The 19,020-nt window shown below is 71.0% G+C and carries 22 protein-coding genes; 7 read left to right on the forward strand and 15 right to left on the reverse strand.

What is annotated here, in order from left to right:
* Positions 1 to 222 precede the first annotated feature (222 nt).
* The 3 genes from ACWDRB_RS27550 (at position 223) to ACWDRB_RS27560 (ending at position 3,570) form a co-directional block, all read left to right on the forward strand.
* Positions 223 to 1,137 carry an endo alpha-1,4 polygalactosaminidase gene (locus ACWDRB_RS27550; RefSeq protein WP_449898261.1) on the forward strand — a complete coding sequence of 305 codons (915 nt, stop codon included), beginning with the start codon at positions 223 to 225 and terminating at the stop codon, positions 1,135 to 1,137.
* Between the two features lie 569 nt (positions 1,138 to 1,706).
* On the forward strand, positions 1,707 to 2,789 hold the full coding sequence (locus ACWDRB_RS27555) for an alanine racemase (protein ID WP_449898263.1): 1,083 nt from the start codon (positions 1,707 to 1,709) through the stop codon (positions 2,787 to 2,789).
* Between the two features lie 16 nt (positions 2,790 to 2,805).
* Positions 2,806 to 3,570, forward strand: coding sequence for an SDR family NAD(P)-dependent oxidoreductase (locus ACWDRB_RS27560; protein WP_449898265.1), 765 nt, complete (start codon positions 2,806 to 2,808; stop codon positions 3,568 to 3,570).
* Between the two features lie 18 nt (positions 3,571 to 3,588).
* Here ACWDRB_RS27560 and ACWDRB_RS27565 read toward each other — a convergent pair whose 3' ends face one another.
* The 4 genes from ACWDRB_RS27565 to ACWDRB_RS27580 all read right to left on the reverse strand — a co-directional run bounded on the left by ACWDRB_RS27565 (position 3,589) and on the right by ACWDRB_RS27580 (position 5,167).
* Entirely contained in the window at positions 3,589 to 4,032 is a 444-nt protein-coding gene (locus ACWDRB_RS27565) for a MarR family winged helix-turn-helix transcriptional regulator (protein ID WP_363971507.1), read from the reverse strand.
* Positions 4,029 to 4,241, reverse strand: coding sequence for a hypothetical protein (locus ACWDRB_RS27570; RefSeq protein ID WP_350727326.1), 213 nt, complete (start codon positions 4,239 to 4,241; stop codon positions 4,029 to 4,031). Before ACWDRB_RS27570 ends, ACWDRB_RS27565 begins: the two co-directional genes overlap by 4 nt.
* Before the next feature lie 74 nt (positions 4,242 to 4,315).
* Complete coding sequence (locus tag ACWDRB_RS27575; protein ID WP_449898269.1) at positions 4,316 to 4,465, reverse strand: hypothetical protein; 150 nt, start codon at positions 4,463 to 4,465, stop codon at positions 4,316 to 4,318.
* A 90-nt stretch (positions 4,466 to 4,555) separates the two neighbouring features.
* The gene (locus ACWDRB_RS27580; protein ID WP_350727325.1) at positions 4,556 to 5,167 is read right to left on the reverse strand and encodes a TetR/AcrR family transcriptional regulator; all 612 of its coding nucleotides are present in this window, start codon (positions 5,165 to 5,167) and stop codon (positions 4,556 to 4,558) included.
* A 22-nt stretch (positions 5,168 to 5,189) separates the two neighbouring features.
* On the opposite strand from ACWDRB_RS27580, the gene ACWDRB_RS27585 reads away from it, so the two are divergent.
* Entirely contained in the window at positions 5,190 to 6,107 is a 918-nt protein-coding gene (locus ACWDRB_RS27585; RefSeq protein ID WP_449898271.1) for an NAD-dependent epimerase/dehydratase family protein, read from the forward strand.
* On the opposite strand, the gene ACWDRB_RS27590 is transcribed toward ACWDRB_RS27585, so the two are convergent.
* The 8 genes from ACWDRB_RS27590 to ACWDRB_RS27625 form a co-directional block, all read right to left on the reverse strand.
* Positions 6,102 to 7,187 (reverse strand): VWA domain-containing protein, encoded by a 1,086-nt coding sequence (locus ACWDRB_RS27590; RefSeq protein WP_449898274.1) that lies wholly within the window; start codon positions 7,185 to 7,187, stop codon positions 6,102 to 6,104. The two genes, ACWDRB_RS27585 and ACWDRB_RS27590, sit on opposite strands and share 6 nt — an antisense overlap.
* Positions 7,188 to 8,150: a VWA domain-containing protein gene (locus ACWDRB_RS27595; RefSeq protein WP_449898276.1), complete on the reverse strand. Its 963-nt coding sequence runs from the start codon at positions 8,148 to 8,150 to the stop codon at positions 7,188 to 7,190. It abuts the gene before it with no gap.
* Between the two features lie 31 nt (positions 8,151 to 8,181).
* Positions 8,182 to 9,069 carry a DUF58 domain-containing protein gene (locus ACWDRB_RS27600; protein WP_449898278.1) on the reverse strand — a complete coding sequence of 296 codons (888 nt, stop codon included), beginning with the start codon at positions 9,067 to 9,069 and terminating at the stop codon, positions 8,182 to 8,184.
* A 6-nt stretch (positions 9,070 to 9,075) separates the two neighbouring features.
* The gene (locus ACWDRB_RS27605; RefSeq protein ID WP_449898280.1) at positions 9,076 to 10,065 is read right to left on the reverse strand and encodes an AAA family ATPase; all 990 of its coding nucleotides are present in this window, start codon (positions 10,063 to 10,065) and stop codon (positions 9,076 to 9,078) included.
* A 26-nt stretch (positions 10,066 to 10,091) separates the two neighbouring features.
* Positions 10,092 to 10,886, reverse strand: a complete 795-nt coding sequence (locus tag ACWDRB_RS27610; RefSeq protein WP_449898282.1) for a S1C family serine protease — start codon at positions 10,884 to 10,886, stop codon at positions 10,092 to 10,094.
* A gap of 167 nt (positions 10,887 to 11,053) precedes the next feature.
* Positions 11,054 to 12,220 (reverse strand): erythromycin esterase family protein, encoded by a 1,167-nt coding sequence (locus tag ACWDRB_RS27615; protein WP_449898285.1) that lies wholly within the window; start codon positions 12,218 to 12,220, stop codon positions 11,054 to 11,056.
* Between the two features lie 120 nt (positions 12,221 to 12,340).
* Complete coding sequence (locus tag ACWDRB_RS27620; protein WP_449898287.1) at positions 12,341 to 13,831, reverse strand: serine hydrolase domain-containing protein; 1,491 nt, start codon at positions 13,829 to 13,831, stop codon at positions 12,341 to 12,343.
* Between the two features lie 145 nt (positions 13,832 to 13,976).
* Positions 13,977 to 14,342 (reverse strand): DoxX family protein, encoded by a 366-nt coding sequence (locus tag ACWDRB_RS27625; protein WP_449898290.1) that lies wholly within the window; start codon positions 14,340 to 14,342, stop codon positions 13,977 to 13,979.
* Positions 14,343 to 14,503: 161 nt separating this feature from the next.
* Here ACWDRB_RS27625 and ACWDRB_RS27630 point away from each other — a divergent pair, with 161 nt between their 5' ends.
* Positions 14,504 to 15,298: a CPBP family intramembrane glutamic endopeptidase gene (locus tag ACWDRB_RS27630; protein WP_449898292.1), complete on the forward strand. Its 795-nt coding sequence runs from the start codon at positions 14,504 to 14,506 to the stop codon at positions 15,296 to 15,298.
* Here the strand turns inward: ACWDRB_RS27630 and ACWDRB_RS27635 are convergent.
* Positions 15,264 to 15,950 carry a response regulator transcription factor gene (locus ACWDRB_RS27635; RefSeq protein ID WP_449898294.1) on the reverse strand — a complete coding sequence of 229 codons (687 nt, stop codon included), beginning with the start codon at positions 15,948 to 15,950 and terminating at the stop codon, positions 15,264 to 15,266. The genes ACWDRB_RS27630 and ACWDRB_RS27635 overlap by 35 nt on opposite strands.
* Complete coding sequence (locus tag ACWDRB_RS27640; RefSeq protein WP_449898296.1) at positions 15,947 to 17,224, reverse strand: sensor histidine kinase; 1,278 nt, start codon at positions 17,222 to 17,224, stop codon at positions 15,947 to 15,949. The genes ACWDRB_RS27635 and ACWDRB_RS27640 overlap by 4 nt, the downstream gene beginning before the upstream one ends.
* 93 nt (positions 17,225 to 17,317) lie before the next feature.
* On the opposite strand from ACWDRB_RS27640, the gene ACWDRB_RS27645 reads away from it, so the two are divergent.
* Together ACWDRB_RS27645 and ACWDRB_RS27650 are read left to right on the forward strand one after the other, a co-directional pair.
* Positions 17,318 to 17,908: a DinB family protein gene (locus ACWDRB_RS27645; RefSeq protein ID WP_449898299.1), complete on the forward strand. Its 591-nt coding sequence runs from the start codon at positions 17,318 to 17,320 to the stop codon at positions 17,906 to 17,908.
* Positions 17,909 to 17,974: 66 nt separating this feature from the next.
* Positions 17,975 to 18,664 (forward strand): DUF899 domain-containing protein, encoded by a 690-nt coding sequence (locus tag ACWDRB_RS27650; RefSeq protein ID WP_449898301.1) that lies wholly within the window; start codon positions 17,975 to 17,977, stop codon positions 18,662 to 18,664.
* Here ACWDRB_RS27650 and ACWDRB_RS27655 read toward each other — a convergent pair.
* Positions 18,661 to 19,017 carry a hypothetical protein gene (locus ACWDRB_RS27655; RefSeq protein WP_350727313.1) on the reverse strand — a complete coding sequence of 119 codons (357 nt, stop codon included), beginning with the start codon at positions 19,015 to 19,017 and terminating at the stop codon, positions 18,661 to 18,663. The two genes, ACWDRB_RS27650 and ACWDRB_RS27655, sit on opposite strands and share 4 nt — an antisense overlap.
* Between the last annotated feature and the right edge of the window lie 3 nt (positions 19,018 to 19,020).

The following is a 19,020-nucleotide window of genomic DNA, read 5'->3' on the forward strand; positions in this document are numbered from 1 at the left end:
TGAGTATAACCACGCATCCACCATGCAGACCAGGATTCCATCATTCGGAAAATAGTGGTTTGGCGGATACCGCTGGCGAGGTGTCTGCTCTTATGGGATTCTCAACATCAAGATCGGATCGATCACCTCGTCAGCCATGGATTTCCCTTATCATGGAATAGCATTCCGTATTGCGGAAGGACCAATGCATTGAACCTCCGGACACTCTTAACCCGGCTCGCCGTGGCCACGGCCCTGATACCGGCCTCCGCGACACTCCTCGCGACCCCCGCCCAGGCGGCCGAGTCGGCGGCGATCTGGCGTCCGCCGGTGGACAGCCGCTGGCAGTACCAGCTCCAGGGCAGCAAGACCTACGCCGCCACCGGCGGCGTCAACGTCGACATCTGCGGGGTCCCGCAGAGCGGCGGCGCCTGCGTGCGGCCGACCGTCTTCGACATCGACCTGTACGCCGCCGAAGAGGTCGCCGGCGACAACAAGACGCTCAACACGGCGGCCGTCAAGGCCATCCACGCCCGCGGGGCCAAGGCGATCTGCTACATCGACGCCGGCTCGATCGAGGACTTCCGGCCCGACTACCAGCAGTTCGTGGACTTCCACAAGAAGAACGGCAACTCCCTGCTGGGCAAGCCGTTCAGCGCCGAGTTCCCGAACGAGCGCTGGGCGAACATCAACAACGACAAGGGCCAGCGCGACTTCCTGCTGAAGATGATGGCGGCCCGCGTCGACAAGTGCGTCCAGGCGGGCTTCGACGGGGTCGAGTTCGACGTCGTCAACGCCCACGAGGAGGGCAAGTCGGTCACCGGCTGGACCGTCTCCCCCGCCACCCAGCTCGTCTACAACCGCGCGCTGGCCGGCCTGGCCCACGACCGGGGCCTGTCGGTGGCGCTGAAGAACGACCTCAGCCAGGCCGAGGAGCTGGTGTCGTCCTTCGACTACGCGGTCAACGAGGAGTGCTTCCAGTTCGACGAGTGCTCCGAGCTGAGCGTCTTCGTGAAGGCGGGCAAGCCTGTGTTCCATGTGGAGTACGAGACCGCGCCGGCGAGCTTCTGCGCCGGGTCGAAGACGCTGAAGTTCAACTCCCTCAAGAAGCCCGAGGACTACTCGCTCTTCGACAAGCCGTACAAGCCGTGCAGGTAACGGCGACCCACCGCCACATCCCGACCCGCACGCCGTAACGGCGGCCCGCGAGGACCGGCCCGGCTCATCAGCGGCCACGCCACGCAGTCGCATCGACGACCGGCCGATCACCACACCGCACCACCGACCACCGCCGGCCGCGCGAGCCGGCCGCCCACCGGAGCCCGACCACCTGCCGCAGCCACGCCGCCCACCGGATCCTGCTCGCCCAGCACAGGACGTCCATCCGACGCAAGCCGGCCGCTCGTCGCAACCCCGCTCGGCGGCGTGTGACCCGTCGGCGTGGTGGAGGGCGGCGAACCGGGCGGCGTCGTAACGTTCCAGGTGCGCCGCAGGCCCGCTGAGCCGGTGGCCGGGCGCCTCCGGCCGGGGCCGCCGCCCCCACGGGTCGCCGACTCTCATGCCTCGCTCCTCATTCTGTGATGCGGAATGAAGTTCCGAATTCGTGCCAGAACACCAGGAAGCGAGATCGCTGTCAAGAGGGAGCGCAGTTCCACATCTCGGAACGCTGGTGCACGATTCGGAATCGGTGCTATTTTCGGGGAATCTTCCGAAGGGGCGGTCCACCGATGTACCCCGAACTCGACACTCCGGCGCTCGTCATCGACCTCGACGCGGTCAGGGCCAACATCATGGAGATGGCCAAGGCGGCCGCCAGGCACGGCGTCAGGCTGCGGCCCCATATCAAGACGCACAAGATGCCCGAGCTGGCGCGGATGCAGCTCGACGCCGGGGCCGGCGGCATCACCTGCGCCAAGCTGGGCGAGGCCGAGGTGATGGCCGACGCCGGGATCGACGACATCCTGCTGGCCTTTCCCGTCTGGGGCGAGCCCAAGCTGCGCCGCCTGGCCGCGCTGCGCGAGCGCGCAAGGATACGGGTCAGCCTCGACTCCCCCGAGGTGGCCGCCGGGCTCGGCCTGTTGGGCGGCCCGCCGGTGGAGGTGCTGGTGGAGGTGGACACGGGTCAGCACCGGCTGGGCCGCCCGCCCGGCCGTCCCACCGCCGACCTGGTCGCCGAGATCGCCGCCGTCCCCGGCGTCGAGGTCGTGGGGCTGCTCACGCTGGCCGGTCACGCCTACCACGCGCGTACACCGGCGGAACTCGAAGAGACCGCCCGCCGCGAAGGCGAAGACCTGGTCGCCACCGCCGAGCTGTGCGGCCGGGACGGCATCGAGCTGCGGGAGATCAGCGTCGGCTCCACCCCCACCGCCCGGCACGCGGCCGGCGTGGCCGGCGTGACCGAGATCCGGCCGGGCACGTACATCTTCAACGACACCGCGATGATGCGCCTGGGCGTGGCCACCGAGCAGACCGCGGCGGCCCGCGTGCTGACCACTGTCATCGCCAGGCCGACGCCGGAACGGGTCGTCTTCGACGCGGGCACCAAGTGCCTGACCTCCGACGGGTACGGCACGCCCGGCTGGATCAGGGCCGTGGGCCTGCCGTACCTGCACATGGAGTTCCTCAACGAGGAGCACGCGGTCGCCCACCTGGAGCCCGGGCATCACGGCGAGCTGCCGGTCGGCACGCGGGCGCAGCTCATCCCCAGCCACGCCTGCTCGGCCGTCAACCTCTTCGACCTCGCCTACGGCGTCGAGAACGGGCAGGTCACCACCGAACTCCGCGTCGCGGCCCGCGGCGCGGTCCGCTGACGAAGGAAGGGACATCATGCGGGGACTGGCCGGCAAGCGGGTGCTGATCAGCGGCGGGAGCAGCGGCATCGGTGCCGCCACGGCCCGCAGGTTCCTGGAGGAAGGGGCCAGGGTCGTGCTCGGCGGGCTTCAGCGGGAAGAGGTGGACGGCGCGGTGGCGGAGCTGTCCGCGCTGGGCGAGGTACACGGGCTCGCCGGCGACGTCAGCGCGGAGGCCGACGTGACCCGGCTGGTGGCGGGCGCGATCGCGGCGCTGGGCGGCCTCGACATCCTGATCAACAACGCCGGTACGGCCTGGCGCGAGCCGTTCCTGGAGATCACGCCCGGCCACTGGGACAGGATCATCGCGGTCAACCTGCGCGGCATGTTCCTCGTCGCCCAGGCCGTGGCCCGCCACCTGGTGGAGCAGGGCACGGGCGGGGTCATCCTCAACATGTCCTCCACCAACGGGCTGGGCGGCGAGGCCGACTACGCCCACTACAACGCCTCCAAGGGCGGCGTGCTGCTGCTCACCAAGACGATGGCCGTCGAGCTGGGCCGGCACGGCATCCGCGTCAACGCGCTCTGCCCCGGCTACATCCAGACCCCGCTCAACGCCTCGATCTCGGCCGGGCTCGCGGGCGACTTCGTCACCTCGTACGAGCGCGAGCACATCCCCCTCGGCAGGGCGGGGCTGCCGGAGGAGGTCGCCGCCGGCTACGCCTTCCTGGCCTCCGACGACGCCGCCTTCATCCACGGCACGGAGCTGGTCATCGACGGGGGCCAGCTCGCGATCATGTGACTCACGGGGCGCTCGCGGCTACCGCTGATCGCTCTCCTCCAGGTTCGCGATCATGCGGTCGAGCGTGCGCATGAACGCGTCGAACTCCTCCTGGTCGATCCCCCGCAGCGCGCGGGCGTTGGCCTCCCGCGCGCCCCGGGTGAGCTCGGGCTGGATCTGGCGGGCCCGCTCGGTCAGCCGGTAGTGGGAGCGCCGCCGGTCCTGCGGGTCGGCGGTCCGGACGACCAGCCCGTCACGCTGCATGCGTTTGAGCGTGTGGGCCATCGTCGACTGGTCGATCCTCACCCGTTCGCACAGCTCCTGCTGGGTGAGCCCGTCCTCCTCGAACAGGGCCAGCAACTGCGCGAACTGCCCCGGCGTCACCCCCGTGTCGGCGATGTTGACCCGCAACCCGTTGCCGAGCAGCCTGGCCAGGTGGTTGATCTGGTAGCCGAGGGACGACTGCCGGGGCAACGAGGTCACACACGTTCCTTTGCGCGGATCAGCCGGCGGATGCGCGGCCACTGCCACATGGCCACGCCCGAGGCGAGCAGGACGGGCAGGATGACCCAGCGTATCGCCACATGGGCAGGCGAGTCGGCGGGCGGCGCCAGGTAGACGTAAGCGATGATCGCCAACCCGGCGATCAGGTGGACGGCGCGCTGAATCGTACGGATCTGCCTGGCCTTCATGGCGACTCCTCGACGATGGATTACATGGCTTGCCATCTATTGTATATGGCAAGCCATGTAATCGCGCGGGGGGGTCACCAGGCCCAGTCGGGGTGGCCGGTGGCGGCCTGGGACTCCGCCCGCAGCCGGGCGCGGGCGGCCTCGTCATAGGCGAAGGCAGGAGCGCCCGCCGCCATCCAGTCCAATGGGACCGGGAACGCCGCCAGTGAAGTAGGGGCTGTCACACGCCGGACTGCCCACGGCGTGGGAGCGGCGGAGTCGCGGCAGCGCTTCGAGGAGATCGCCGGCATGCCGCACGCGCGCAGCGACCGCCGTCAGCGCAGCCGGAGGGTGGCGGCGGCGGTCTCGACCCAGGCCGCGAGGAACCGCTCCGGGTCGAGACCGCCCGGAGTGTGGCCGATCATGGCCCGGAGCAGCGGATAGTAGGTCAGGGACGCCAGGAGCACGGCCCCGGCCGCCTCCGGATCGTCGACGTCGGCCCTGCCCAGCTCCTTCTGCGCGGCGATCCAGGCGGCCCCCTGGGCGTACACGCCGGCCAGCACCCCCTCCCACATGCGCTCGAACAGATCGGGAAACCCGTCGTACTCGCGCAGCATGATGCGGATGAGATCGCGGTCGCTCTCCAGCGACTCCCAGACCACCCGCGCCATGCGCTCCAGCGCCGCGCGCCCGTCCGCGTCCGCCGGCCGCTCGGCCGTGGCCGCGGCGGCGCGCCGGGCGACGGCCTCCATGTTCTGCCGCACGGCCTCCTCCAGCAGCGCCCGTTTCGACGGGAAGTGCTTGTAGAGCGCGCCCGAGCCGGTGGTCAGCCCGCACGCCGCCTGGATGTCGGCGACCGAGGTCTCGGCGTATCCGCGGGTGGAGAACAGCCGCACCGCCTCGTCGATGAGCCGCTGCCGGGTGACCCCCGGGGTCGATCTCGCCATAGTGAGAGAGTACTCTCTTTCTATGCGAGTGTTCATCACGGGCGGCACCGGCGCGATCGGCCGCCACACGGTCCCTGCCCTGCTCGCCGCGGGGCACACGGTGACCGCTCTTGCCCGCACGCCGGGGAAGGCGGCCGCCCTCAGCAGCCAGGGGGCCGTCCCCGTCACGGTGTCACTGTTCGACCGCGAGGCGCTGACCTCGGCCTTCGCCGGGCTCGACGCGGTGGTCAACCTGGCCAGCGCGATCCCACCGATGAGCAAATTCATGAGCGTCACCGCGCACCGCCAGAACAACCGGGTGCGCGCCGAGGGCTCGGCCGCCGTCGTGGACGCCGCGCTGGCCGCCGGGGTCGGCCGGGTCGTCCAGGAGTCGGTCAGCATGGTCTACCGCGACCAGGGCGCGCGCTGGATCGACGAGGACGCGCCCGTCGATCACTACCCGATGACCCGCGGCAACTTCGCCGCCGAGTCGAGCGCGCACCGCTTCGGCCGGGAGGGCGGCGGCGCGGGCGTGGTGCTGCGGTTCGGCTGGTTCTACGGGCCGGGGGCCGCGCACAGCGAGGAGATGTATGCCCAGGCCCGCCACCACGTCGGCATGGTGCTCGGTCACCCCGACGGCTACGTGTCCTCCATCCATCTGACCGACGCCGCCGAAGCCGTCGTCGCCGCGCTCGGGGCGCCCGCGGGCACGTACAACGTCGTCGACGACGAGCCGCTGACCAAGCGGGAGTACGCCCACACGCTGGCCCGCGCCGCCGACACCCGCCTGTGGCTCAGCGTCCCCGGCCGCGCCGCCTACCTCTTCGGCCACCGCCTCACCTCGCTGACCCGCTCACTCCGGGTCGGCAACGCCCGCTTCCGCGCGGCCACGGGCTGGGCCCCGCGCTACCCCAGCGCCCGCGAGGGCTGGCCGGCCACCGCCGCCGTCCTCACCTCATGACGCCGACGGGGACCGACGAGGCCTATCAGTGGTCCGGGGGCGGTTCCACCAGAGGGACAGGGACAGGGCGGCGGTAATGAGGACGGCGCCGCCGGCGGCGAAGGCGGCGGCCGTGTCGACCCGCTGGTGGATGACGGTGAAGGTGCCGGGCAGGGCGTCGAGGGCGCTCTGGAGCTGGCCGGCGTTCTCGGCGCGGTGGTAGGAGCCGCCGGTGGTCTGGGCGATCTGCTTGAGTGCGGGCTCGTCGATCATGCGGACGTTGCGGCCTCGGTCGAATCCGCCGCGGCCACCGAAGCCGCCGCCCCAGCCGCCGAAGCCGCGGCCGTCGAACTGGGAGTTGTCGCAGACCATCGGAGCCGGGTTCGTGGTGCCGAAGCCGATGGTGAAGACGCGAACGCGGCGCAGGGCCGCCTCCTGGGCGGCGGTCTGCGGGTCGACGCCCTGGGTGTTGGCGCCGTCGGTGAGCACGACGATCGCGGCACCGGCGTAGCCTCCCCCGCCACCGTCGGTGGGGTTCGCGCCGGTGGGGGCGACCGACGGGTCGACCTCCGCGATCGCGTCGATCGAGGTGAGCATGGCCTGCCCGATCGCGGTGCCGCGGGACACGGTGAGGCCGTCCAGCGCCTTGATCAGCGAGTCGGTGTCGTCGGTGGGAGGCACGAGCAGCCCCGCGTTGCCCGCGAAGGTGACCAGGCCGATGCGCGGCCCGCCCCGCTGCGACTCGATGAAGTCCGCGGCGGCCTTCCTCGCGGCGGTGATGCGGTTGGGGTCGACGTCCGTGGAACACATGGAGCCGGAGGTGTCGAGCGCGAGCAGGATCGTCGCCGACGTCATCGGCACCGGCACCGACGCCTGCGGTCGCGCGGCCCCGACCGCGAGCAGCGCGAGTCCGGCGATGAAGAGGGCCGCGGGGATCTTCCGCGTCCAGCGCGTACGGCCGGGCAGGGCGCTGCGTACGAGCGCGATCGAGGTGACCCGCACGGCGGCCCGCCGTCGGCGGCGCCCCGCCCACCAGCGGATGGCGAAGATCAGCGGGATGATCAGGACGGACAGCAGCGCCCACGGCCATGACAACGACATTCAGATCACCCGTCCAGACCGGAGCACGGTGAGCGCCGCTCCGGCGGTGAGCAGCGCGAGGGCGAGCCCGATCAGGGCGCCGGCGAGGGGCAGCGGCTCGTCGGAGACGGTGAGCCGCAGATCGATCGTGTCGGCGATCCCGTCGAGCCGCGCGGTGTCGGAGGCGGGGTGGTAGCCGCCGCCGGTGGCCTGCGCGATCGAGGTGAGGGCGTCCTCGTCCAGCGAGGTCTGCAGGCGGTAGCCGTCGACCTGCACCGTCGCCCCGGCCGTGGTGCCGACCCCGACGGTGTGGATGTGGACGCCCGCCTTCTGGGCCACGGCGGCGGCCTGTTCGACGGCCGGATCGCCGCCCCCGCCCTGGTTCTGGCCGTCGGAGAACATCACGATCGTCGCCGACGGCCAGTAGCCGACGTCGGGCGCGGCGCCGTCGCGGCCGATGGCCACCTGCTTGCCGGTGATCAGCGTCAGCGACGCTGTGATGGCCGTCCCCAGCGAGGTGCTGCCGGTGATCTTCAGCCGGTCGATGGCCTTGAGCGCGATGGAGTGGTCGGCATCGGGACGGGCGGCGGTGAGCCCGCCCCGTGCGAACGCGACGACTCCGATGTCGACGCTGTCCGGCTGCGCCGCCACGAACGCGCGGGCCGCCCGCTGCGCTCCCGCCAGCCGGGTGGGCCCGACGTCGTCGGCGCCCATGCTGTTGGAGACGTCGATGGCGAGGATGACGGTGCCCGCGGTGCGCGGCACCGGCACCATGGCCGCCGGTCCGGCGGTGGCGATCGCGAGTACGGCGACACCGGCGATCGTCAGGCCGCTGCCGAGGTACGCCCGCCGGGCACCCGGTACGGCGACGCCGGCGGCGGCGAGCGCGGCCGTCCGGCGGCGCGCCGAGACGACGGCCGCCCAGGCGAGCGCCGCCGTGACGATCAGCCCGACGGCCAGCAGCAGCGGGGAGGACAGGGTCATGAGCCTCCTCCGTGCCCGTTGGTAACCCCTGTCATGGCGACCGGTCCCGAGTTCGGGCGACGACCTCGACGAGCGCCTCGGCCAGGTCGCGGTCGGTGTCGACGCGGTGTACGGGCACCCCGGCCCGGCGCATGCCCGCCGTCAGCCGGGCGTCGCGGGCGTCGACGGCCTCGCGGAAGCGCACCCGCAACAGCGGGTCGGCGGAGTCGACGACGAGCTGCTCGCCGGTCTCGGCGTCCTCGACCACGATCAGCCCGGCCTCGGGCAGCACGTCGTCGGCCGTGTCCACGATGCGCAGCGCGACGACCTCGTGCCGCCGGGCCAGGCGCTGGAGCGAGCGCTCCCAGTCGCCGTCGCCGATGAAGTCCGACAGCACGACGACGAGCGCGCGGCGGCGCGCGAGCCGTCCGGCCGCATCGAGCATCTCCGCCAGGTCGGTGGTGCTGCCGCCACGCGCCGTTCCGGCGGTGCGTTCCAGCTCGGCGCCGATCCGCAGCGCGTGCCGCCGGGAGGTGCCGGGCGGCACGACGCGCAGCATCCCCGTGTCGAACAGCAGGGCGCCGACGCGGTTGCCGCCCCGGCCGAACAGCCGGGCCAGGACGAGCGCGAGCTCGGCCAGCACGTCGTGCTTGCCTCGCCCCGGCCGGCCCGCCAGCATCGACGCCGACCGGTCGAGCACCAGCCACACCGTCAGCTCGCGGTCCTCGGTGAACACGCGCAGGTGCGGCTCGTCCAGCCGCGCGGTCACGTTCCAGTCGATGTGCCGGGCGTCGTCGCCGTCGCCGTAGGGGCGCAACCCGGTGAAGTCGATCCCGGAGCCGCGGTGCGCGGTGCGGTGGGCGCCCTGGAGCCGGCCGTCCAGCCTGCGGACGACCTTCCACTCGAGGCGGAGCAGCAGCTTTTCGGGGGCGGTGGCCATGGCGGCTCAGCGGTTCTGCAGGACGACGTCGGGCGCCCGGACGGCCCCGAGCACCCTGGTGATGATCGTGTCGGCGTCGACGTCGTCCGCGAGGGCCTCGTACGACAGCACGAGGCGGTGGCGCAGCACGTCGAGCGCGAGCTCGGACAGGTCGTGCGGCAGGACGTAGTCGCGGCCGCGCAGGAACGCCAGCGCCCGGGCACCCGTGACCAGCGCGATCGACGCCCGCGGACTCGCCCCGTAGGTGACGTACCGCTCCAGCTCCCCGAGCCCGGCCGTCGCCGGCGAACGCGTCACGGCGACCAGCCGGACCGCGTAGTCGACGATCGCCGGATCGACGTACACCTGCTGAGCGCGGGCCCGCATCGCGATCAGATCCTCGGCCGTCACCATCGCCTGCGGCGGCTCCGGCGGACGCAGCGCGCGTTCGACGATCGCCTGCTCCTCGGACTGCGTCGGATAGTCGACGACCACCTTCATCATGAACCGGTCGACCTGCGCTTCGGGCAGCGGGTAGGTGCCCTCCGACTCGATCGGGTTCTCCGTCGCCATGACCAGGAACGGCTCGGGCACCCGGAACGTCTCACGGCCGATCGTCACCTGATGTTCCTGCATCACCTCCAGCAGGGCGCTCTGCACCTTGGCGGGGGCGCGGTTGATCTCGTCGGCCAGCAGCAGGTTCGCGAACACCGGGCCGAGCTCGGTCCTGAACTCCCCGGAGTGCTGGTGGTAGACCCGCGTGCCCACGAGGTCGGCGGGCACCAGGTCGGGGGTGAACTGGACACGCTGGAAGCTCCCGGCGATCGCGGCGGCCAGCGACTTCACCGCGAGCGTCTTGGCCAGGCCCGGCACGCCCTCAACGAGCAGGTGGCCGTCGGCGATCAGCGCGACGGCCATGCGCTCCAGCAGCACGTCCTGCCCGACGATCGTGCGTTTGACCTCGAACAGCACCTGTTCGAGCGGATGAGCCGACTCGGGGGACTTGGTCGAGGTCATCGTCTTCCTTCTCGAGATGTGTCCGGTCAGATCTGGGGTCCTTCGCCCGGCGGGCCGTCGCCGTCACCGCCGCCCAGGGCCACGCCGATCGGCACCGCGAACGCGATGCCGGCGAACGCCTCGTCGCCGCCCGGGTCGGCGATCGAGACCACGATCCCGATGACCAGCCCGCGAGCGTCCAGGAGCGGACCGCCGGAGCTGCCCGGGTTGACGGAGGCGTCGAACTGGATGAGCCCGCCCAGGGCGCGGTCGCCTTCTTCGGTGGTCCGGTTCAGGCCCGACACGACGCCGGTGGAGACGCTGTAGGTCAGGCCGAGCGGGTTGCCGATCGCCACGACGGGCGCACCCACGGCCACGGCGCCGCCGAGCGTCGCCGGGACGACGATCTCCGGCAGCTTCGCGGGCTTGAGGGCCGCGACGTCGCGTTTGGGGTTCGACGACACGACCACGGCCTTCGCCTTGGTGCCGTCGGCGAACGTCAGGTTGACGTCCTTCGTGCCCTTGATGACGTGGTGCGCGGTCAGGATCGTCCCGTCCTCGGCCGCGATCACCCCGGTTCCGAGCGACTTCCCGGCCTGGATGACCACCACCGACGGCCCTACCCTCTGGAAGACCTCCGCCGTCGTGAGCGTCGCACTGGGGGTCGGCGTCGGGCTCGGCCTGGGCGCGGCTGCTTCGCCGTTCCCACCGCTGCTGCCCAGCCAGTACGCCAGCGCCGCCACGAGGACGAGCACGCCGCCCCCGACGACGAACCGCCGAGCCCTCCCGGCCCCGGCTCCCCGAGCCTCGGCCGCATCGGCCTCCTGCGGCGCGTGCTCCATCGCCCCATAGTCATAAAACTGAGCTCAAAGTGCCACAAAATCCACCTGAGAACTCCATGAGAACCGGTGGAGCCTCCCACGCGGACGCCGGCACGGATCCGGCGTCCGCGTGCTGCCCCGCGACTGGGTCGTCGTGCCTGCCGTGATCAACGGGCAGGCCACGCCTGTCAGCCCAGCTTTTTCAGGTTGACGGCCTGCTGGAGGAAGACGACGCCGTCGATCGTGTCGAGCTGGGCCGGGTCCAGCGGGAAATAGGCGAAATCATCGGAGACGCGCTTGGCGGGCGTCGTGACGGCCTCGGCCAGGCGGCGGGCGTCGATGAGAGAGTGGTCCCACGGGAGCGTGGACAGCATGCCCTCGACGGTGTCCGGGGACGGAATGTCGTCGCCGACCGTGCCGAAGGCCGAGGCCAGGAAGGCGAACCGGCCTCCCAGATGCGTCGCGGCGATCGCCCCCGCGCTCCACCACTCCAACTGCTGGTCGCCGAACGGCATGAGGGTCTTGTTCCGCTGCAGGTGGAGGTTGGAGGAGAAGACCAGGGCCGGGCCGTGCTCGGCGACGGCGCGCAGGTTGGCGGCCATCATCACGGCCCGCAGCGCCGACAGCCGGGTCCACCGTTCCGGGGAGGCGTCGGCCATCCAGTAGTGGTAGCGGAGCAGGCCGATCGCGGTGCGCCCGTACAGTTCCGCCCGTTCCCTGTCCTCCGCGCTCAGCTGCGGCGCCTGCGTGTCGAGCGCCGCCAGCAGGTCGTCGGCGATCAGCCGCAGCCGCTGGGCGTCGGCGGACTGGCCGATCGACTGGGACGGGTCCATGGCGGTGGCCTCGTTCGACCACCGCTCGTCCGGGCCCAGCAGCGTGTCGAGGGTTTCCCTGCTGCAGAGGAGCGGGCCGTCGAGGAGGTCGTGGAGAGCGGTGAGCGCCTGGCGGGGGCTCGCCGCCCAGTACTCCAGAGGGCCGTCGAACCCGAAGAACCGGAGCTTTTCATCATGCTCCTCGTTGTAGGCCCGCATCCAGCGTACGAGCTCGCGGTTGGCCGGTGACGTGCCGAAGGCGTGGCTGAAGCCGCGTTCCATGACGTCGTCGAGCGTGCCCGCGCCCGTCGTCACGTAGTCGTCCACCACGAGGCCCATGAGGCAGTCGCTCTCGATGGCGAACGACCGGTAGCCCTCGTGCTCGACCAGATGCCGGAAGATCTCGTTGCGCAACTCGCCGAGCTCCCCCACGAAGTGCCTGGCCTCGCCCAGGCCGAGCAGCAGGGGCTGGGCGGGAAGCGACCGGAGGAACGCCGAGATGTTCGCGCCATCGACCGGCCGGGCTGTGTCCTTGATATCCATGCCTTAAACCGTATCGTTGAACACTCGGTGTAAACTTTTTCCCGGATATCTTCGCTATCGTCGCGATGGACCTTCAATCGAGGATGCATCCGCGAGGCGAGCGTACCCGGCGCGCGTTCCTCAGCTCGCGGCCTGCCCGCCGCAGAACACCTCGTTGACGAGCCTCCGCGTCGCCTTCTGGAAGGCCTCCGCCAGGGACAGCTCGGCGTCGTCCACGTAGTTCAGCGCGGCGGTCAGGGTCCTGCCGCCGTCGGGCGTGCTGTACATCAGCGCCCCGTGGCCGGCGATGCCGCCGTTGTGGGTGATGACGGTGCCGCCGCACTCCGTGTCCTGCACGAACACCCCCAGCCCGTAGCCGACCTTCGGCTCCGGCGTGCACATCTCGGCCAGCAGCTCGGCCGGCAGGAGCTTGCCGCCCAGCAGCGCGGAGATGAACGTGTGCAGGTCCTGGGTGGTCGAGATCATGTCACCGCCGGTGGAGATCCAGGAGGGGTTCTGGCGGGTGACGTCGACCGTCTCCTGCCGGCCGGGCTCCCCGTACCGGTAGTAGGCGTGGGCGTGCGGCTCGGGGATCTCCGGCGAGGTGTCCGGCACCACGGTGCCCGTCAGGCCGAGCGGCCCCAGGATCAGCCGCCGCATCTCCTCGGCCAGCGAGCGGCCGGTGACCTTCTCGATCAGCAGCCTGGCCAGCACGTAGTTGGTGTTGGAGTAGCTCCAGTCGGTCCCCGGCTCGAACCGCGCCGGCTTGGACAGCGCCAGCCGTACCAGCTCCTCGGGCCGGTACGTCCTGAACCGGTTGTCCACCCACTCCTGGCCCGACCAGACGATCCCCGGCACGTGCTCGGGGTAGTAGTCGCCGGTGAAGTTGAACACCCCGCTGGTGTGCTGCAGCAGCATCCGCACCGTGATCCGCCGGTCCAGCCCGAACTCGGGCAGGTAGTCGTCCACCGGAGTGTCCAGCCCGATCCTGCCCTCGCCCACCAGCTGCAGCACCACGGTCGCGGTGAAGGTCTTGGTGTTGCTGCCGATCCGGACGTGCCCGTTCGCCGGCGGTGTGGCGGTCTGACCCAGCTTGCGCCGGCCGGCACTGCCGACCCACTCGCCCCGCTCGTCGTGCACGCGCAGCGTCACCCCCGTGAAACCGGAATCGACGATCTCCTGGATGGCCTTCTGCAGCTCCGGGCGATCCGGCCCGGACGGCAGGGTGACCGAAGCGGCGTCGAGGGCTCCGGTGATCTTGCGGACCATCTCCGCCACGACGGGGCCGGGCCTGCCCTGGTGGGTGGCTGCTTCGAGCGCGACGACGACGGTGCTGCGGAAGTTGCCGGCCTCGGCCGGGTCCTGCTTGTTGAGCAGGCTCATGGCGGCGGTCAGGGCCGGCAGCACGTGGTCGGCGAGTTCGGCCACGGACTTGCCGTTCAGCTTGATGTCTCGGGTCTTCGCGGCGAGCACGTGGCCGACCAGGCCGGTCGCGGAGGCCAGGGCGATGGAGCCCTCGGTGGCGATCCTGTGGGGCGAGCCTGCGGCGCCGGCCGCGGCCAGCAGCGAGACGGCACCGTACGCGGCGGTCCGCAGGGTGAGCTTGTCCTGGTCGGTGAGGGTGACGGCCATGGGGAGGCTCCTTCAGTACTGTGGCAGCTGAACGGACAGGCGCTGAACCGTTCATGGCGTCCACCATCCCCGACCGCTCTGATACCGGACCGTCGCCGCCCTGACGCGGCCGCTGACGCGAGACGGCGAGCGCGCCGGTGGCCCCTCATGCGACGTGTCCCAGGGCCAGCGCGGCGACCACCGGGCCCAGGTAGAGCAGGGGAAAGACGACGGTCGAGTACGAGCGCGCCCGGAGCACGGTGACGACGGCCCCAGCGAAGTACAGCACCAGGCCGATCCCGGCCAGGACGCCGACGACCGGCACGAACAGGCCGGCCAGCACGCCCACGGACCCCGCGGCCTTGGCCGCGCCGAGCCAGGTCCACCACGAGCGGGGGACGCCGTAGTCCGTCAACGGCTTCACGACCCACTCGGCACGGCGGAACTCGTCTTCCTGATCGCGCAGTACGCCGCCATCTCGATGGTGCTCAACGCCTATGACGTCCCGCTGCCACCGGACGCGGAGTGACACCGGGCGTCGTCGAGTGAGCGTCGGCTTCCTGGACCAGCGGTCTAGTCCCGCGGGCGGAAGGGGCAGGTCAGCGGCGGCCGAAATTCGGATCGCCGGTGGATGGCGGCGGCGACGCGTTCGAGAACACTGGCCAGGCCGATTCCCCGAAAGAAGGTCTGCCTGTGTTCGAACGGCTCTCTGATCGCGCTACGTCGATCATCTTCATCGTCCTCGTGCTCACGATCTCGCTGGGCACCGCCGGCATCGCCGGAGGGCTCGTCCTCGCCCTCTCGCCGCTGCTCGTCGTGATGGCCATGCTGCTCGTCATCACCCGAGAGGGGTATTCCAGAGACGGGTGGCGCCGACTCGGTATGGGACGGCTCGGCCTGCGGACCTGGCCGCTCGCGCTCGCCACCACCGCCGGCGTCTGCCTGCTCGCCACCGCGGGTGCGGTCGCGCTCGGCTTCGGCCGGTTCACCGCGCCGCAGGGGGACTGGCTTCAGTCGGTGATCGCCGTGTCCGTCACCGGGCCGATCCTGTCGTTCGCGGAAGAGATCGGCTGGCGGGGCTACCTGCAGCCGCGGCTCGCGTTCCTGGGCGAGCGCTCGGCGATGCTCGTGGTCGGGCTGGTCTGGATCGCCTGGCACCTGCCGTACATCCTGTTCACGCCGTACTACCACAGCGAAGGAGACCGAAGCCTGGTGCTCCTGCTGTTCGGCGGCTCGGTGATCGCGTTCTCGTTCCTCTTCGGGTATCTGCGCGTCATGTCCGGCAGCGTGTGGCCGGTCGTGCTGGCCCACTTCGCGCACAACGCCACCTTCGCCCTGTTGCTGGAGCACGCGATCTCGACCGAGCAGCCCGTGGTGGTGCGCGAGTACCTGGCCGGTGACACCGGGCTGTTCGTGCTCGCCGGCACGGCGGTCTGCGCCCTCGCGATCGGGATCAGCCGGTCAGCCCCTGTGTCTGCGCGAGGATGACCGCCTGCACACGGTCGCGTAGCTCGAGCTTGCGCAGCACCGAACCGAGATGCGTCTTGACGGTCGACTCCGCCAGCTGAAGCCGCGCGGCGATCTCGGCGTTGGTGAGTCCCAGGCCGACGGAGGCGAGGATCTCCCGTTCGCGGGTGGTGAGACGCTCCAGTCTGGACGCGGCGGCGGGCGGGGGCTCGGCGGATGTGGTCACGGGCGGTGCGAGGACGAACGAGTCGATCAGGCGACGTACGAGCCTCGGCGCGACGGGCGCCTCCCCGGCGGCGGCTGCCCGGATCGCCGCCAGCAGCTCCGCCGCGCCCGCGTCCTTGAGCAGGAACCCGGCCGCCCCGGCTCGAAGGGCGGCCAGGACGAGCTCATCGTCGTCGAACGTGGTCAGCATGACGACGTGTGGCGGGTCGGGTGTGGCCAGCAGCCGCCTGGTGGTCTCCACACCGTCGAGCCCTGGCATGCGGATGTCCATCAGGACGACGTCCGCACGGTGCTCCGGCCGCCGCAGCGCGTCCAGGGCCGTCTGCCCGTCGGCGGCCGAGCCGACGACCCGCAGGTCCGGGGTGGCGTCGAGGATCATCTCGAACCCCGTCCGTACCAGCTCCTGGTCGTCCACCAGGAAGACGCGGACGAAGCGGCCGGGACTCATCGCTCGCCACTTCGGCCCGTGCCGCCCGGCGCGGCGGCAGAGCCCGCGGGTCGCGCGGAGGGCGGCAGAACAGCGACGGGGATCGCGGCATCGACCACGAACCCGCCGCCGAGGCGCGGACCTGCCTCCAGGGCCCCGCCCAGAGCGCGCAGACGCTCCCGCATGCCGTCGAGGCCGTAGCCAGGCTTGGAGCCGTGGTCCGTGATCGCGTCGGCGACACCGACTCCGTCGTCCTCGACTCGTACCATGATCCCTCCCTGCGTCCTCGCGACCACCACATGCGCTGCCGCGTACGGGCCGGCGTGCTTCAACACGTTCGTCAGTGACTCCCGGACGACACGGAGCACCGCAAACCGTATCGCGGTGGGAACGTCGTCGAACGCGGCCGGCTCGGCTTCGACCTCCACGGCGAGTCCCGCCGCCCGTACCGAGTCGACGAGCTGCCGCAGCTCGGCGAGTCCCGGCCCGGCCCCGCGCAGTTCGTCCGGCCCGTCGGCGTCGGCCTCACGGAGAACCTCGATGACGCCACGCACCTCGGTGAGGGCCGACCGCGCGGTACGCCCGATGGTGGCGAAGACCCTTCCCGCGTCCCCGCGGTCCCAGGGGTGCGCGTGCTCGGCGGCGTACTCCGCGCCGTCGGCCTGCACGATCACGACGGTGAGAGAGTGGGCCACGATGTCGTGGATCTCCCGTGCCGCGGCGACACGTTGCTGCTGCACGACGAAACGTTCGCGGTGCAACCGGCTCTCCTCGAGCCGGGCACTCGCCTCACGCAGCGCACTCATGTTGGCCTGGCGGCCGCGGACGAGATTGCCGATGACCCAGACCAGCACCGACAGAATCCCCAGAACCACCGCGTTCTTGAACACGTTGACCAGGTATTCCGGCGGCGTGCTCCATCGGAGACCGGCGAGCACGCTCCCGGCCAGCGCGGCACCGAGGGCGAGCAGGCGGATCGGCAGAGAGACGACGTGCGCGGCAACGGTGTAGACGACGACCGCTTGCGCGATGTCGGCCGGCAACGGAATCGGCACCACCATGAGCTGGACGCCGAAGACCGCGGCCGACCAGAGGAGCACGGCGGCCGGGAAGCGACGCCGCACGACGAGCGGGAGAATGGCCGCCGTCGCGACGAGGAAGGCGGGCAGCCCCGCAAGAGCGCTCGGCAGGCCGGAAACCAGCCACATCGAACCGGTCAGTGCCAGATCCAGCCGCCTTGGATGCTCGCGTGACCACTGGTCGATGCGTGCGGCGAGGAAAGTCCGCTGTCTCAAAGGGCTCCCGATCCTTCGTGACCGTCCCGCCGAAGCGGCCGCCCCAGGATAGAGGCCCGGCCGCTGACGCGGACACCTGGCACAATGCCCGACATGCAGACATCGGACCCGAAAGCGGACCTCCATCACTATCTCAAGACCGTCCGCGCGTCCCTCCTGTGGAAGCTCGACGGCCTCTCCGAGTACGACGTCCGCCGCCCCCTGACTCCGACCGGCACCAATCTCCTCGGTCTGGTCAAACACCTGGCCGGCGTCGAGCTCGGCTATTTCGGCGAGACCTTCGGCCGCCCGTCCGGCGAGCCGCTGCCCTGGCTCGAGCAGGACGCCGAGGAGAACGCGGACATGTGGGCGACGCCCGACGAGTCCCGCGAGCAGATCATCGCCCTCTACCGTCGCGCCTGGGCCCACGCCGACGCCACGATCGAGGAGCTGCCCCTGGACGCGACCGGTGAGGTCGCCTGGTGGCCGGCCGAGCGCAACCCCGTCTCCCTGCACCGCGTCCTCGTCCACGTGCTCGCCGAGACCAACCGCCACGCCGGTCACGCCGACATCGTCCGCGAGCTGATCGACGGCGCCGTCGGCCGCCAGGACAACGATCTCCTGCCGGGCGCCGACGAGACGTGGTGGACTGACTACCGCGAACGCCTCGAACAGGCCGCCCAGAAGCAGGCCGGCCACCGATGAGTTTGACGGCCGGGCCAGGTCTCTACCGATGCACCTGCAAACTCCGCACGTGATCAGTGAGGGACCATGAGCACAAAGGCACTACCGCCCGTCGTCGACGCCGACACCTGGCAGCGTCAGCTCGAAGCACTGCGTGCCCGGGAGAAGGCCGCGACCCGGGAACTCGACGCCGTCGCCGCCCAGCGCCGCCGCCTGCCGATGGTGAGGATGCCGGACTACACCCTCGAGGGCGAGGACGGACCGGTTCGGCTGGCGGACGTCTTCGAAGGCAAGAGGCAGCTGATCGTCTACAACCACATGTGGTTCCCGGGCAAGGAGTGGCAGTGCCCGGGCTGCACGGGGTTCACCTCGCAGTTCACCCGGCTGGAGTTCCTGGACAGCTACGATGCCCGCTTCGTCGTCGTCACCCAGGGCCCGATCGACGAGGCGCTCGCCTACAAGCGGCGGGTCGGGAACAGGATGACCTGGTACTCCACCGCGAACAGCCCGTTCGGCGCCGACGTCGGCGCACCGCCCGGAGAGGGCTTCGCCGTCAACGTGTTCCTGCGTGACGACGACACCGTCTATCGCACCTGGCACACCAACGGCCGGGGCACCGAGCAGCTCACCCACACCTTCGCGCTGATCGACCTGCTGCCGTACGGGCGGCAGGAGGAGTGGCAGGACTCGCCCGACGGCTGGCCGCAGTCGCCCACCTACAGCCGGTGGTCCACCTCCGAGGACCTGGCCGCGCTCTACGGCCCGGACACCGCCTAGGCCGCAGGGGGGACGAGCTCGTAGTCCGGGATCGTGGCTTTCAGCCGCTGGTACGCCTGCTCGTCCGCCTCCCCCGCGGCCGCCTCGGGGATCTCGACGCTGCCGAGGTAAGGCCCCTTCAGGCAGTGGTCACACCAGAAGTGGGCCTCACCGACGAGCAGGTGAGGGATCCGGAGCCGGTACACCAGGCGGAGGCAGGCCCGTCCGCAGTTCGGGCAAGGCCCGGAGATCGGTCCGGGCAGCTCGTCACGGGCCTGCTCGTAGGCGTGCAGCCAGCTCTCCCATCGGAGCGCCTGGTCATGGGTGTTCGGCAACGGGTCCGCCTCGGTGCTGTCCTCTGCGTACACGTCCATATT

The sequence above is a fragment of the Nonomuraea sp. NPDC003707 genome (genome assembly GCF_053587055.1).